Below are 15,356 nucleotides of genomic sequence, written 5' to 3'. Positions count from 1 at the left end.
AAACGGCAGGTAGTGCGCCACAGTTCCGCGCCCACAACGTGTGCCCGCATACATTCCTGGCTGGATGGTCGGTATCTCGGTTCCCGTGATGGACCATTGCCCGGTGCCAGGTCGACACCGAACCCAGAGACAAGTCCGGACCCTCAAGGTCGCCGCCGCCGTGCTGGCGCTGACCGTCGTCGCCACGGCGAGCTGGGCAGGTGTCCGGCTGCTCAGCGGGCCGCGTTGCGCCGGGGAGGTTCGGCTGTCGGTCGTGGCCGCGCCGGAGATCGCGCCCGCCATCCGCTCGACGGCTGCCGACTGGACCGAGACCGCCACGGTCGACGGCAAGTGCGTGGCCGTGCAGGTCACCGGGCAGGAGTCCGCGGATGTGGCGGCCGGGGTGGCCGCCCAGCAGGGGCAGCGGCTGCTCGGTCTGGGCGAGGCGAAGGGCAGCGCGCAGGTCCCGCAGGTGTGGGTGCCGGATTCCTCGATGTGGCGGCTGCGGTTGCAGGCCGCCGCGGCCGGCTTCCGGCCCACCGACACGACGTCGATCGCGGTCAGCCCGGTGGTGCTGGCCGTGCCCCAGCCGGTGGCGGGCAATTTCGGCCCGGCCGGCGCGGAGTTGACGTGGGATTCGCTGCTGCGGCAGACCCAGGCCGGCAACAAGATCACGGCCGGCGTCGTCGATCCGACGCGCGACACCGCCGGGCTGTCCGGTCTGCTGTCCTTCGGACAGGCCGCGGCCAAGCTCGGCCCGAAGGCACAGCCCGCGACCGTGGCCACGTTGCGCGCGCTGGCCAAGGGCGGCTCGGCGGTGCGGGACGACCTGCTCAGCCGCTTCCCCCGCTCGCTCGACGCGGCCGCCATCGCGAGCTCGCTGACCGCGGCGGTGCTGCCGGAACAGGCGGTCATCCAATACAACGCGGCGGCCGCGCCGATTCCCCTGGCCGCCCGCTACGTCACGCCCGCGCCACCCTCGCTGGACTATCCGTTCCTGGTCATGCCCGGTGCCGCCCCGGCGGTGTCGCAAGCGGCCGCCGGTCTGCGCACCGCGCTGGGGTCCCCCGGCTTCCGCGACGCTCTCGCGCGGCAGGGCCTGCGCGGTGCGGATGGTGCCGGCGGCGCCGGCTTCGCCTATCCCGCCGGCGCGCCCACCCCGAGCGCCACCGCCCGAGGATCTGGCGGTACGTCCGGCGGCGTGGACCTGAGCGCCGTCGATCGGACCCTCGAGGCGTGGCTGGCGCTCACCCACCCCGGCCGCATCCTGGCCGTCATCGACGTGTCCGGCTCGATGCTGACCAAGGTGCCCACCGCCGGCAACCGGACTCGCGAGCAGGTGACCGTGGAAGCGGCCACGCGCGGCCTGGACCTGTTCGACGACTCCTGGGCCCTCGGGCTGTGGACCTTCTCGACCAACCTCGACGGCCCCCGCGACCACCGCGAGCTCCTGCCGGTCGGGCCGCTGGTGGCTAGCCGGGACCGCGCCGTCCAGCAGCTGGCCGCCATCAAGCCGAAGAAGAACGGCGACACCGGTCTCTACGACACGATCCTGGCGGCCTACCAGGAAATGCAGGACGGCTGGGACCCGGGCCGGCTCAACACCGTCGTGATCATGACCGACGGTGACAACGACGATGACAACGGTGTGTCCCTGCCGGCGCTGCTGGCCCGGCTGGGGCAGCTCAAGGACCCGACCCGACCGGTCGACATCGTGGCCATCGGCATCGGGCCCGACGTCACCCAGGGGCCGCTCCAGCAGATCACCGGCACCACGGGCGGCGGCGTGTTCACCGCGCCGGACCCGGCCGACATCGCCGCCATCTTCCTCAAAGCCCTCGCGCTGCACACCCAGTCCAAGTGACCCCCGTGACTCCCCTGCCGGTCACGACGCCTGCGGCGGTGTCCCCGTGGTGCGCTTGCGCCGGGGCAGCATCGTCGCGGATGCCGCTGACACCAGATCGGGTGTCGCCGGCTCGCCGACCGGTCCCGCCTCGTCCGCCCGGTGCCCGGCCCGGGCCGGCTGCGCGGCCGGGTCCGGGCCGTCCCCGGATGCCACGTCCGCCAGGTCCGGCGGAAGGATCACCACGGCGGTGATGCCGTCGAAATCGGACGGTCGCAGGAAGACCCGGATCCCGCGCTGGGCAGCCAGCTGAGCGACCACGAACAGGCCCAGCCGGGCGCTGTTGGCCGGGTCGAAGTCCGGGGGCCGGGCCAGCGTGCGGTTGGTCTCCTCCAGCGCTGACGGCGTCATGCCCAGACCGCGGTCCTCGATCTCCACCGCGACACCCTGCGGAGCCCGCTGGGCCGAGACCCGCACCGGAGTGTCCGGCGGGGAGAAGGCGATGGCGTTCTCCAGCAGCGCGGCGAAGATGTGCACGATGTCGGCCGCCGCGCGCCCGGGGACCTCGGCATCGACGACGGACCCGGCCTCGATCCGCTCGGCGACCTCCACCTCGCCGGCGGCGCTACCGATGATCTCGGCCAGCGGCACCGGACGGAACCCGCCGCGGCTGCGGGCGGAGCCCGCGAGGATCACCAGATGCTCGGCGTGCCGGCGCATCTGGGTCGCCAGTTGCTCGGCCTGAGCGGCCGGCTGCGACTGCTCCGCCGTGCCCGGGGCGCGGAGCTGGGCGAGCGCCCTGAGCTGCCGATCGATCAGAGTCTGGTTGCGGCGGGCGATGTTGACGAACACCTTGCTCATCCCGTAGCGCAGGGCCGCCTCGGCGACGGCGGCATCGATCGCGCTGCGCCGCACCTCGCTGAGGGCGAGGGCGACCTCCGCGATCTCGTCGTCGCCGACGGGTGGGCGCAGCGCATCGTCATCGACCTTGACCTGCTCGCCGGCCCGCAACCGGGCGATCACCTCGGGCAGTTGCCTGCTGGCCAGGTCGGTGGCGGCGGCGCGGAGCACGGACAGCCGGTCCACCACGGAACAGCTGATGCGGATCGCCAGGAACAGTGACCAGATGATCGCCAACAGGCCCAGGCCGCCCGCGAGGCCGAAGCGGAGCAGGATGCGGTCGCCGGCCTCGCGGGCGTGCGTGATGGCCGCGTCGTACCCGCCCGAGAGGAAGTCGTAGAGCTGCCTGGCGACCGGGTTGAAGGTCGTTCGCCACGCCTCGATGGCGATCGGCACGGTGCCCCTCGCGCGGCTGTTGCGAATGATCTCGTCCTCGGTGGCGCGCAACACCGAGAACGTCGGGCTGTTCAGCATGCCGAGATAGGCGGCCTGCTCCTTCTCCGGGAGTCCCGCGCCGGCCGCGGTGATCTGGAAGCGCAGCGCTCCGACGATCTTGATCAGCTGCAGGTACTCCCCGTTGCCGAACCGGCCCGCCGTCGCCGCGCCGGTCAGCAGGGCGTCCTCCTGGCTGAACAACTCCCCGATCTGGCGGATCTCGACCACGATGTGCATGGTCCGCTCCACGGGCAGGTCGACGAAGGAAGCAGCCGCCGACAGCACCCCGAAGGCGTAACTGATGAGGCTGCTGTACCCGGTCAGGGCGGCGGCGCGGGTGATACTCCCGGCATCGATCTGGGTTCGCAGCCGGGCCAGCGCGTCCAGATTGGTGATCATGTCGTTGATCCGGGCGCGGGCGATCTCGGCAGCCGTCCCTTGGGCGTCGTACTGCGCGGAGAGGCGGCGGAACTCGGCCACGGTCGCGTCCGTTTCCGCCCGCTGGGCACGCAGCGGTTCGACGTTCCGCGGGGTGACCGCCAGGAATTCCTGGGACCGGCTCCGCTCGGCCTGGAACGCCTGGACCAGGAGATCGCACGGGCGGCCCACCTGGTCCCGGGTGCTTTGCGCGCTCCTGAGCGCGAACGCGTCGGCGAGCGACCCGTACACGTCCAGACCCCACAAAGCACTCAAAGCAACCAGTGGCACGACGAGAGACACGATGATTCTCGAGCGGATGGACTTCGGTTTTCTCCGCATATGATCTCATCCTCACGCTGGCACCGAACGCCGGAAGTCACGGCCGCGAGAATCGGTACACCGGGCTCGGAGCTCCGCAGGTCATGACCATGATGGAATACTCCCCTGAGCCCTCAACGGTTCAACGGGAGAGTCAGGTTTCCTGATACTGACCGGTAAGGTGACGCCGCGTCACGAACCCCCGGGCCCGGACACCGATGACGGTCACCGGATCGCCGTGTCCTCCGGTAGCTCGATCATCCCGTCGGCGCCCAGGGGCTGACCGGACCCCTGCGGCTGCTGGGCGAGCCAGGCGATCGGATGCTGCCGGATCTGGTCGATCGAGGTGAGGGCCGCGCCGATGACCGCGGCGTCCGGGCCGAGCAGCGCGGGCCGGATGGTGACGGGGGCCCACGCGGCGGTGAGGACGCGCTGGTCTATCTCGGTCCTGGCGTTGGCGGCGAGCCAGGACGACAGCAGCGAGAAGCTGCCGCCGAGCAGCACGGTGTCGATGTCGAGGATGTTGACCATGTCGGACAGCGCCACGCCGAGCGCGGTTCCGGCGGTGTCGAGCGCGGCGAGGGTGGCCGCGTCGCCGGCCTCGGCCCGGGCGAGGATGGCGGCGTCGGGCGATGCGCCTTCCGGCACCGGGTTGGCGCTGAGGATGGCTTCGAGGCTGGCGTAGGTGTGCAGGCAGCCGCGGGAGCCGCAGGGGCACGGCTTGCCGTCCGGGTGCACCGTCACGTGCCCGAGTTCGCCGCTCCAGCCGCGCGCGCCGCGCATGAGCCGGCCGTCCAGGACGATGCCCGCGCCGATGCCGAGCCCGCCCGAGACGTAGACGAAGCTGTCGAGGGCGTTCACGCTGGCGTAGAGCTCTCCGAGCGCGGCGAGATTGGCCTCGTTGTCGACCGCGACCGGCAGGTTCAGATGCAGGGTGAAACCGCGCAACAGGGCGCCGGCGTCGACGTCGCGCCAGCCGAGTCCGGGCGCCGTGCGGACGACGCCGGCGTGCACCGGTCCCGGGACTGCCAGGGTGGCGGTGACCACGGTGAGCTGTTCCCCGGAGGCGGCGTCGACGGCCATCCGGGCCATCCGGGCCACGTCGGCCAGCACGGCGGTGGCGTTGCCGCCGGTGTAGGCCGCCGGTTCGAAGGCCAGATGGCGGACGTTGCCGGTGAGGTCGACGATGCAGGCGGCGAGGCCGTCCGCGCGGATGTCCAGGCCCAGGCCGGCCGGGCCGGTCCTGGACATGGTCAGGCCGACGCGGGGCCGGCCGGCGCGCCCGTCCCGGGCGATGCCGGTTTCGGTGATCAGCTGGCCGGCGAGGAGCTCCTCGACGATGCGGCCGATGGTGGGCCGGGTCAGGCCGGTGACCGTGGCGAGTTCGGTGCGGGAGATGGGCTGCCCCGCGGCCAGGATGTGCCGGAAGACCAGCTCGAGGTTGAGGGTCCGCAGGCTCTCCTGCCGGGCGGGCTCCTCGGGTTGCCGGGGTCGGCTCGGACGGATGGGTGCCGTCATGGCGTCGACCGTACGCTGCCGGCAAGATCAGCAGCCGTCGCGGGGGACACCACGCCGTCGAGGACGACCGCCACGATGTGCCGTTCGATGGTCTGCTCCGGGGCCAGCACCAGGGGACGGTCCCAGGTGATCGACGAGCCGACGCCCAGGTAGTCACGCGCGCGGACGAACCAGCGGTCAGCGGCGGTGGTCTCGTCAGCGGGAACGAAGAGCACCGTCCACGTACCGCCGTCGCTGTCGCCGGTGACGGCGACCCAGCTCGCGACGGCGCCGTGCACGGCACGGACGTCCGTGCCGGCCGGGCTCAGGATGCGGGCCGCGCCGGACACGGCGGGGCCACGCCAGAAGAATCCACCGTAACCGGCACCGGCCCGGCCCTGGGCGGCCGGGCTGCGCAGCACCAACGGCCGGTCCGTGGCGTTGGTCAGCTCGGTCCGGACGCCCAGGGACCAGGCCGTCTCCCCCAGGCCCCGGCAGGTGATCGAGCGGCGTTCGCGCAGCAGGGTCGTGTGGTGCGGATCCACCCAGCGGAGGGTGTGTGCGAGATCGGTGCTGGTGTGCCGCAGCCACCGGTGGTGGCTCTGGGTGCCGTGGTTGTCCAGCCAGGCCGGGCCGTGGCCGGCCACCCAGGTGCGGCCGCCCCAGAAGTTGCAGCCGTCGACGTTCGGTGCGGCGATACTGATCCCCACCTGATGCGGATGGGTGTCGGGCACCGCGTCGGTGACCGTCCGGCCGGCCAGTGTCCGCACCGGATGCAGGTACGGCCGCGGCGAGCTGGACAGGGGCAGCTCCGGCCGCCAGACGTACTCGGCGACGTCACGTCCGTCGACTCGCAGGACCGCGGTCGCGTGCGGCGGGTCGGCCATGACTGTCCTCCACCCTTCGCCGTGCGACGTGTGCGGCCCGCCGGCCGGTGGTCACGACAGCCGTCCGGATTCGGCCGAGCCCGCGACGACAGCGCCGGCGATGTCTGCGATTTGCCGCGAGCGTAGCCTTCCGTCCGCGACGACGGTGACGATACGACGCCGGATGCCCGCGCCCTGGGCGACGACCAGCGGGCAGGTCCAGGCCAGCGACGAGCCCACGCCCGCATAGTCACGGCTGCGGACGAACCAGGGATCGGTTTCCGGCTGCGGCCCGGCGGTGACGAAGATCAGCGTCCAGGGAGCGGTGTGGTTGCCGGTCAGCGCCAGCCACGGGGTGCGCCGGCCGTGCAGGTGACGCTCTCCCGACCGTTCCGGGCCCAGCACGTGGATCCGCCCGTCGCCACGGCGCGCCCGCCAGAAGAACCCGCCGTAGCCGGCTCCCGGGCGGCCGTTGGTGGCCGGGCTGGCGAAGGTCAGCGGCACCGGGGTGATGTTGGTCAGCTCGAAGGTGAAATCCAGGGCCCAGCAACGGTCGTCGACCGGCAGCGCGGTGATGCGCCGGCGCTCGTGCAGCAGGTCGACGCCGTCGGGGCCGGTCCACCGCAGCTCGTGGACCAGTGCCGCGCTGGTCCGGGTGGCCCATTCCCGGTGCTGCTGGACGCCGTGGTTGGCCAGCAGCACCGAGCCGCGGGACCGCACGAAGGTGCGGCCGCCCCAGAAGTTGGCACCGCCGACGTCGGCCACCGCGACGCCGACACCGAGGTGGTGCGGGTGATCCGCGGGCATCATCTCGGTGACCTCGGTGCCGGTCAGGGTGCGCACCGGGTGGACGAACGGTCGGGGGGACAGCGCCGCCGGCAGCCGGGGCTGCCAGACGTAACTCGCGACGCGGCGTCCGCCGACCGCGAGATGCGCGGCGTCCACCGTCGCGGCCTGGTCGGGCATGGGTGGCCTCTCCGGTTGGGCGGTGCGGTGCACCGGATCAGAGCTCTTCGCCGGTACGCCCGGTGATGGCCAACGCGGTCACCTCCGCCGTACCCGCCGGGCCGGCGGCCACCGGCGCGGTCGCGAAGAGGCCGAGGGTCGCACCGACCCACCGGCCGGCCGTCGCGGTGAACGGGGGCCCGACCGGCCTCGGCGGGCCGGCTTCGACCGCCGCGAAGAACTGGCACCGGGCATCGGGATGAACGTCGACGCCGACAGTCACCCGCGGCGGCGGCCCGTCGGCGGTGCCCGGGATCAGCACCGGATCCGCGGCTTCGACTTCCGGCCGGCCGGCGGCCGCCGTGCGGCGCACGAGCGCGTATCCGCCGGCCCGGCGCTCCAGCCCGATCCAGGCGTAGGTGGCACCTAGCACGGTCAGGCCCGTCCGCGCGCCGACCGCGGCGCCGGTCAGGCGGAGCGTGGTGGTGGCCCGGAACCGGTCGGCCGGAAGCCGCTGGCCCAGCAGGTTGGGCAGCCGGCGCAGGTCACCATCGGCATCGGTGGCGGCACAGGTCAGTCGCAGTCCACCGCGGACCGTCCACCAGTCCGGGTCGGGATTCGCGGCCCAGCTCCACTGCGGCCCGAGCCCGGGTCCGGCGAACGTGTCACCGGCCGCGGGTGCCCTCGGTAACTCGGCGGGCTCCGTCACCGGTTTGGCGCAGCCCGGGACCGGGCGGCCGACGCCGTCCTCCGCCGGGTCGCCGATGGCCGGCCACTCGCCTGCTGGCCAGCGCATCGGTTGCAGGTGCACGACCCGTCCGAAGGCACCCTTGTCCTGGAAGTGCACGAACCAGTCCGTACCGGCCGGGGTGGTCACCCAGGCGCCCTGGTGCGGCCCGTTGACGGAGGTGCCGCCCCGGGCCAGGACGATGCGGTCCTCGTACGGGCCGAAGACGTGCCGCGAGCGGAACACCGACTGCCAGCCGGTGCTGACCCCGCCCGCCGGGGCGAAGATCCAGTACCAGCCGTCGCGGCGGTAGAGCTTCGGTCCTTCCAGGGTCCGGTAGCCGGGCAGGGCGTCGCCGTCGACGACGAGGTGCCCGTCGTCGAGCAGCGTGGTGGCTTCGAGGTCCATCCGATGGCCGGTGAGCTTGTTGTTGAACCCGGCCCGGCTCCTGGCCCAGCCGTGCACCAGGTAGGCCGACCCGTCGTCCCACAACGGAGACGGGTCGATCAGGCCACGGCCGGCCTTGAGCAGGTGCGGCCGGCTCCAGGGGCCGGCGGGATCGGCGGCGGTGACGACGAAGATCCCCCGGTCCGGATCCGGGTAGAAGATCCAGAACCGGCCGTCGTGCTGCCGGATGGCCGGCGCCCACACCCCGCAGCCGTGCTGCGGGGTGCCGAAGTCCTCCTCCGGTGCCAGGCGCGGCAGCGCGTGGCCGAGGATCGACCAGTTGACCAGGTCGCGGCTGTGCAGCACGGGAAGCCCCGGCACCCGGTGGAAGCTGGAGGCGACGAGGTAGAAGTCGTCGCCGGCCCGAATGACGTCGGGATCGGACCAGTCGGCGTGCAGGATCGGGTTGCGGTAGGTGCCGTCACCGTTGTCGGCCACCCAGGGCGGCCGGTCCGTGCCGGAGAGGTCGACGCTCCCGCCGGGTTCCATGGTCGATCACCCTTCGCTTCCGGTGGGCGCCCCGGTAACGAGCGACAGCCCGAGCTCGTCGAGATGGACCGCCCGCCCGGTACGCAGGGACTCGTTGCCGGCGATACCGACCAGGACGCTCGCGGCCCCGTCGGCGAAGCCGGCGTGCCGGCGCAGCGGATCGGTCGCGGCACCGCGGAACACGTCGTCGAGCAGCATCGTGTCGCCGCCACCGTGCCCGCCGTGCCCGGCGGGGATGGGCACCTCCCGGGCCGGTTCCCAGTGCCGTTGCACCAGCAGGTGCGTGCCGCGGGGGCGCAGCGACGACGCCCCGGCCTCCCGCGCCGCCCCGGTCGCGCTGGGGTCGACCACGGCCGCGGCGGTCGCCGCGCCGATCGCCGTCCCGGCCGAGGCGGGTACGACGTGACCACGCTCGACGACCTCGAGTTCGATGCGCCCCGCGGTGCCGTTGATCGCGACGCGGTAGCCCTCCCACGGGCTGTGCGCGTGCAGCGTGTACGACATCGACGCCCCGCCCCGGTAGCCCACGACCACGTTCAGGTTGTCCTCGATGGAGATGCCGTCGGAGAAGACGTCCCGGTCGCGGATGTAGCCGTCGAGGTGTTCGCCGTCGCGGTAGAGCTCCCGCAGCCGGTCGTCGGCGGTGATGTCCAGGGCGAACGGGTCACCGGCAGGGGCGTCGCGGCCGCGGTGAGGACGCGGTCCCAGCCCGCGGCGGTGGGCGTTGTCCGCGCCGTAGAACCGCAGGCCCCCGAGCGCGAACACCACCGACGGGGTGTCCGCGAGCCACCAGTTGACCAGGTCGAAGTGGTGGGTCGCCTTGTGGATCAGCAGGCCGCCGGAGGTGGCCTTGTCGCGGTGCCACCGGCGGAAGTAGTCGGCACCGTGGACCGTGTCCAGGCACCATTCGAAAGCGACCGAGGTGATGTCGCCGATGGTGCCGTCAGCGATGAGCCGGCGCACCTCGGTGTTGCGCGGGGAGTAGCGGTAGTTGAAGGTCACGGAGAGCTCGGCGGTGCCGGCGGCGAGCGCGTCGCGGATCTGCCGCAGCCCGGCGACGTCGACCGTCATCGGCTTCTCGACGATCACGTCGACGCCCCGCCGCAGCGCCCGGCTGACGTAGCCGGCGTGGGTGGCATCGGGCGAGGTCACCACGACCACGTCGGGCCGTTCCCGGTGCAGCAACGCGTCGAAGTCCTCGGCCCGGTAGTGCGGCACCGCCGCGGCCGTGCCCGCCTCGCCGACGAGCCGGTCGTAGTACGCCATGCGCACCTCGTTGGTGTCGCAGAACGCCACCGGGTATCCGACGTCCGCGTGGCTGCCGAGCAGCGCGGCCAGATACATGCGGGCGCGCGAGCCGGTGCCGACGAACGCGTACCGGCGGCCGGCCGGTCGCTGCTGGGGTGTCATGAAGGTGGGATCCTCGATTTCCGCTGGACTGCTATTTCAGGCCGGTGGTCGCGATGCCCCGGACCAGATACTTCTGGCCGGCGATGAAGAAGCCGATGACGGGCGCGAGCGAGACGAACGACATCGCGAACATCTGGCCCCACTGGGACTGGCCCTCGGAGTCGACGAACTGCCGCAACGCCAGCGGCACGGTGTACAGCTGGGGATCGGTCAGGTAGAGCAGCGGGCTGAAGAATTCGTTCCACACCGAGATGAAGGTGAAGATCGCGGTGGTCGCGAACGCCGGCAGCGACAGCGGCATGATGATGCTCCAGAAGGTGCGGAACGGCCCGCAGCCGTCGATGCGCGCCGCGTCGTCGAGCTCGGTGGGCAGGGCCCGCATGAACTGCACCATCAGGAAGATGTAGAACGCGTTGGTGGCCAGAAAGTGCGGCACCAGCAGCGGATAGTAGGTGTTGAGCCAGTCGAGCTTGGCGAAGACGATGTACTGCGGCACCAGCAGGACGTGCCCGGGCAACATCAGCGTGCCGAGCATGAGCGCGAAGAACAGCTTGCGGCCGGTGAACTTCAACCGCGCGAAACCGTAGGCGGCGAGCGAGCAGGAGAACAGATTGCCGACGATGCTGAGCGTCACGATGATGAAGGAGTTCAGCAGGTAGACGCTGAACGGTTCGCTCAGCGCGGTCCACCCGCGCGGGTAGTTGCTCAGGTCCCAGGTGGCCGGCCACAACGCGAGGTCGGTGAAGACCAGCCCGCTGGGCTTGAGCGAGCTGGAGATCATCCAGAGCAGGGGGTACGCCATCACCACGCCGATCGCGCACAGCAGGACGTGGCGGGTGAACCGCGACCGGCGGGACCCGGTGCTGCGTTCCAGGTAGGTGTCCTCGTCGTCCGGTGGCGTCTCTGGCAGCTGACTGTTGATGATCGACATGCCGGCCCGATCGTTAGTTGTCGTAGAAGACCCAGTACCGGGCTGCCACGAAGTTGAGCCCGGTGAAGAGAGCGATGATCACGAGCAGCACCCAGGCCATGGCCGAGGCGTAGCCCATGTCGAACTCGGTGAAGCCCTTCTGGTACAGGTAGAGGTTGTAGAAGAGCGTGGAGTTGGCCGGCTGACCGGTGCCGTTGCTCATCACGAAGCTCTGCGTGAAGGTCTGGAACGACGCGATCAGCGACTGGATCAGGTTGAAGAAGATGATCGGGCTCAGCAGCGGCAGGGTCACGGACCGGAACTGTTGAAACCGGTTCGCGCCGTCGATCGCGGCGGCCTCGTAGTAGAGCGCCGGGATCTGGCGGAGCCCGGCGAGGAAGATGACCATCGGGGACCCGAAGGTCCAGATGTGCAGAATGATCAGTGTGGTCAGGGCGTACCGCGGGTCGGAGGTCCAGCCCGGCCCCTCGATGCCCAGCCAGCCCAGGAACTGGTTGACCACCCCGTCCAGGCCGAAGATGTAGCGCCACAGCAGGACGACGGCGACGCTGCCGCCCAGCAGCGACGGCAGGTAGAAGACCGCGCGGTAGACGGGCAGGCCACGGATGCCCCGGTTGAGGACCATCGCGACGCCCAGGGCCACCGCCAGCGACAGCGGGACGGACACGAAGCTGTAGATGAAGGTGACCTTCAGTGACTGATGCAGCTTCTCGTCGCCGAGCATGGTCCGGAAGTTGTCCAGGCCGATCCACTGCGGAGCGTTGAGCAGGTTGTAGTCGGTGAAGGCCAGGTACAGCGACGCGAAGAACGGGACGACCATGAAGAGCATCCCGATGAACCAGGGCAGCAGGAACAGATAGCCGGCCCGGTCGTTGCGACGCTTCGCGCGGGACCGCTCCGAGGCCACCGGATTCCCGTCCACCGGCGGCGGAGTGCCGGCGCGGGTGGTCGTCGGGGATGACGTGCTCATGCCAGGCTCACTGCGCCAGCGCTTCGCGGGCTCCGTCGAGGAATTCCTTGGCCGCCTGCGCCGGGGCCTTACGCTTGAACTCCACTTCGGAGGTCAGCGACAGCAGGATCCCGTTGAGCTTGCTGGAGCCGGTGGGATACGTGTACGCCGGCGGCAGGCTCTCGGCCTGCAAACCGATGAGATAGTCGGTGGCGGTCTTGTCGTCGGGCTGCAGCGTCGCCTTGATGTCCTCGGCGATCTTCTTGTTGGACGGCACACCCCTGGTCGTACCGACCGCCTTGGCGCCGTCGACATCGTTGATCAGGAAGTTCAGGAGGGTGACGGCCTCCTTGGGATGCTTGGACTTCGCCGAGACCGACCACAGCGCGGGCGTGTCGATGGACTGACCCCGCCGCTTGGCGGTGGTCTCGCCGGGCATCCGCAGCAGCACCAGGTTGCCGCCGGCCGCGGCGTTGTAGTTGAGAAAATTGTTGGTGGGGATGATCTGCGACGCCACCGTACCCTTGGCCAGGTATGACTTGTCCGGCGAACTGCCGATGCTCGGGTCCACGAAGCCGGCGGGCGGGAAGCCGCCCTCGGCACGCATCTTCTCGATCATCTCCAGCCAGGCGGTCAGGGTCGCCTCGGTGAGGCCCAGCTTCCCGTCGGCGGTGTAGAAGTCCTCGCCCCGCTGCCGGGTGAAGACTATGACGTTGGCCAGGGTGGCCGGCTCGAACACCGTCCCGTACACCTTGCGGCCGCTCTTGAGGGTGAGCCGCCGGGCAAACGAGGCGAGGTCGTCCCAGGTCCAGGTGTCGCCGTCGGGAATCGTGACGCCGTACTTGTCGGCAAGGGTCTTGTTGACCACGAAGCCGACGCTGTTCAGGCCCGAGGGCACGCCGAAGTTCTTGTCGCCGACCACGCCCAGCTTGCGCGCGTTGTCCACGACGCTGCCCAGGTCCAGGATGTCGGCATGCTTGCTGAGATCGAGCAGCGCGCCCCGATCGGCATATTCCCGCAGGCTGTCGGTGCGCATCGCCAGCAGGTCCGGCGGCTCCCCCGCGGCGAAGCGGGTCGCGAGCTTATCCTTGTACGGCCCGCTGTCCTGATACTCGGTCTTGACCGTGATGCCGGAGTGCTTGCGCTGGAAGATGTCCAGCGCCGCCTGAGTCTTCTGGGCCCGGGTCGCGTCGCCCCACCACACCATGTTCAGCCGAACGGCATCGCCCGCGGAGTCGTCGCCACCACCGCCGAACCCACGGCCGCACGCGCCCAGGCCCAGGCCGAGACCGGACAACCCGGCCATTCTGATCATGTCCCGGCGGCTCACAGCCGTCCGGAAGGATCCGTGGGATCTATCGGTCATCGGGATCGCTGTCCCTTCCTGAAATGCCGGCGGACCGGCGTCACGAGACAAGAATTCGGTACTGCGCGCCGGGCGCGCCACTGCCGGGCAGAGCCGACCCAAGCACCCCGCGCGCATCGAGATCAATCACTGCATGCACGATCGGCCACCCCGGCGCAACCACTGCGGGGCTGCGCCAGGACAGCGCTTACCTATGGAAGTTGCGAGCCCTCAAGGGCCGGCGTCCGACGCCAACCGACGAGCCCGCAGGTCAGGTTAAGAGCGAATTTCGGATTACGTCAACCCACAAAATAAACTCACCAGGATTGCCGGAATCCATTGACGCCCATTGATAGCCATCGCTACCGTGGTGGCCCTGCGAGCGACATCCCACGGCGCCGCCCGACCACGACCCGGACGACTACTCGAACGCGCCGACACGGCCAGCAAACCGACACGAACGGCGAGCCCGACACCGCCAGCGAACCGACGCGAGCGGCGAGCCGACGCGAGCGGCGAGCCGACGCGAGCGGCGAGCCGACGCGAGCGGCGAGCCGACGCGAGCGGCGAGCCGACGCGAGCGGCGAGCCGCACCGGGCGGGGCTGATCTCCCGGATCGGGTCGAGCGGCAGCGCTTGTTGGGGTTCGTGCCGAGCCACGGCCGCGACCACCGCGCACCTCTCCCGGGCACCACGATGCGTCAGAACTACTTTGCTCTGCTTCCCCATAGGAAACACCGGATAGGGGGTGCGCGGGTTCCGCTTGCCGGTCGCCGCGCCTCGACCGGGCGACGTTTCCGATGGGGAAGCAGAGCAGGACGTTTCCGATGGGGAAGGCCGGGTCGCCCCGGGCATTTCAGCCCGGGGCTCCCACAGATCCGTACGTAAACCTCTCGGTTTATACGGCTCCTGTCACCCTGTTCACCAGACGCTTGGGACGGAGGGCACCCATACCCAGTGCGCGAACATACGCGGGAACCGTTGGACAATCCCACGCCAACACCGGAACGCTTTCCCCTTCGCCCGCAACCGTTTGTACTTCTTACGGATCCAACGCATCAAATAGGCGTTGATACGCGCCAGGAGCGAGTACATCGCCGACCGGTAAAACTTTCCGTAGTACTGCATCCAGCCACGGACGATCGGGTTGATGTCCCGCGCAACGTCGATCAGGTCCTGACCAGTACGGTTGTACAGTCGCCACGACCGCACCTCCGCGCTGATCTTCTTCAGGGCGTTCTTGCTGATCGCGGGCAGAAACGAACTGAACCGCCGCCCGCCTTTGTCCCGCGCCTCTCGCTGACGGAACGTGAACCCCAAAAACGTGAACTCGGTGTGCTCGTACGAGGCACGCCGCTTATCGTCCTGGCAATACACGATCCGTGTCTTATCGGGATGCAACCGCAACCCGACCTGTTCCATCCGCGCACCGATCGCCGCCAGCACCGTTCGTGCCTGCCGCTCACTCACGCAATGCACCACCGCGTCATCCACGTATCTCTCGAATGTGACCGTGGGAAACTCCCGGGCCATCCACACGTCGAACGCGTAATGCAGGAACAGATTCGCGAGTACCGGCGAGACAGCGGACCCCTGCGGGGTTCCACGATCTCGCACCAGCGTTGTCCCGTCGGCCTGCCGCACCGGCGCCTCAAGCCACCGTTTCACGTACAGCACCACCCACGAGAGGTCGGTGTTGGCCTCCACCGCCTTGACGACCAGGTCCCACGCCACGGTGTCGAAGAACTTCTGGATGTCGAGATCGATCACCCAGTCACGTTTCCAACACCGCTGCTTACAGACCTCGACCGCGTCCCCAGGAGCCCGCCACGGACGATAGCCATACGAGTCCGGAT

The 15,356-nt window shown here is 70.3% G+C and carries 11 protein-coding genes; 1 reads left to right on the top strand and 10 read right to left on the bottom strand.

Annotated elements, in window-relative coordinates:
* Positions 1 to 103: 103 nt before the first annotated feature.
* Positions 104 to 1,843 carry a VWA domain-containing protein gene (locus DMB66_RS19950; RefSeq protein WP_233624711.1) on the top strand — a complete coding sequence of 580 codons (1,740 nt, stop codon included), beginning with the start codon at positions 104 to 106 and terminating at the stop codon, positions 1,841 to 1,843.
* Positions 1,844 to 1,864: 21 nt separating this feature from the next.
* On the opposite strand, the gene DMB66_RS19945 is transcribed toward DMB66_RS19950, so the two are convergent.
* The 10 genes from DMB66_RS19945 to DMB66_RS19900 form a co-directional block, all read right to left on the bottom strand.
* Positions 1,865 to 3,850 (bottom strand): nitrate- and nitrite sensing domain-containing protein, encoded by a 1,986-nt coding sequence (locus tag DMB66_RS19945; protein ID WP_158647290.1) that lies wholly within the window; start codon positions 3,848 to 3,850, stop codon positions 1,865 to 1,867.
* A gap of 270 nt (positions 3,851 to 4,120) precedes the next feature.
* On the bottom strand, positions 4,121 to 5,413 hold the full coding sequence (locus DMB66_RS19940) for an ROK family transcriptional regulator (RefSeq protein ID WP_125805613.1): 1,293 nt from the start codon (positions 5,411 to 5,413) through the stop codon (positions 4,121 to 4,123).
* The gene (locus tag DMB66_RS19935; protein WP_125805612.1) at positions 5,410 to 6,279 is read right to left on the bottom strand and encodes a PmoA family protein; all 870 of its coding nucleotides are present in this window, start codon (positions 6,277 to 6,279) and stop codon (positions 5,410 to 5,412) included. The genes DMB66_RS19940 and DMB66_RS19935 overlap by 4 nt, the downstream gene beginning before the upstream one ends.
* 51 nt (positions 6,280 to 6,330) lie before the next feature.
* The gene (locus DMB66_RS19930) at positions 6,331 to 7,224 is read right to left on the bottom strand and encodes a PmoA family protein (protein ID WP_125805611.1); all 894 of its coding nucleotides are present in this window, start codon (positions 7,222 to 7,224) and stop codon (positions 6,331 to 6,333) included.
* 37 nt (positions 7,225 to 7,261) lie between these two features.
* On the bottom strand, positions 7,262 to 8,866 hold the full coding sequence (locus DMB66_RS19925; protein WP_125805610.1) for a glycoside hydrolase 43 family protein: 1,605 nt from the start codon (positions 8,864 to 8,866) through the stop codon (positions 7,262 to 7,264).
* A gap of 6 nt (positions 8,867 to 8,872) precedes the next feature.
* Entirely contained in the window at positions 8,873 to 10,276 is a 1,404-nt protein-coding gene (locus DMB66_RS19920) for a Gfo/Idh/MocA family protein (RefSeq protein WP_125805609.1), read from the bottom strand.
* Positions 10,277 to 10,307: 31 nt separating this feature from the next.
* Positions 10,308 to 11,207, bottom strand: a complete 900-nt coding sequence (locus tag DMB66_RS19915) for a carbohydrate ABC transporter permease (RefSeq protein WP_125805608.1) — start codon at positions 11,205 to 11,207, stop codon at positions 10,308 to 10,310.
* A 13-nt stretch (positions 11,208 to 11,220) separates the two neighbouring features.
* On the bottom strand, positions 11,221 to 12,177 hold the full coding sequence (locus tag DMB66_RS19910; protein ID WP_125805607.1) for a carbohydrate ABC transporter permease: 957 nt from the start codon (positions 12,175 to 12,177) through the stop codon (positions 11,221 to 11,223).
* Positions 12,178 to 12,184: 7 nt separating this feature from the next.
* Entirely contained in the window at positions 12,185 to 13,453 is a 1,269-nt protein-coding gene (locus DMB66_RS19905; protein ID WP_199752512.1) for an ABC transporter substrate-binding protein, read from the bottom strand.
* 968 nt (positions 13,454 to 14,421) lie between these two features.
* Positions 14,422 to 15,356: reverse transcriptase domain-containing protein (locus tag DMB66_RS19900; RefSeq protein WP_125805605.1), on the bottom strand; the 935-nt coding region annotated here is incomplete at its 5' end.

It is taken from the genome of Actinoplanes sp. ATCC 53533, from assembly GCF_003947245.1.
The sequence above is the reverse complement of the archived record's forward strand: the minus strand, read 5'-3'. Positions and strand labels throughout refer to the sequence as shown.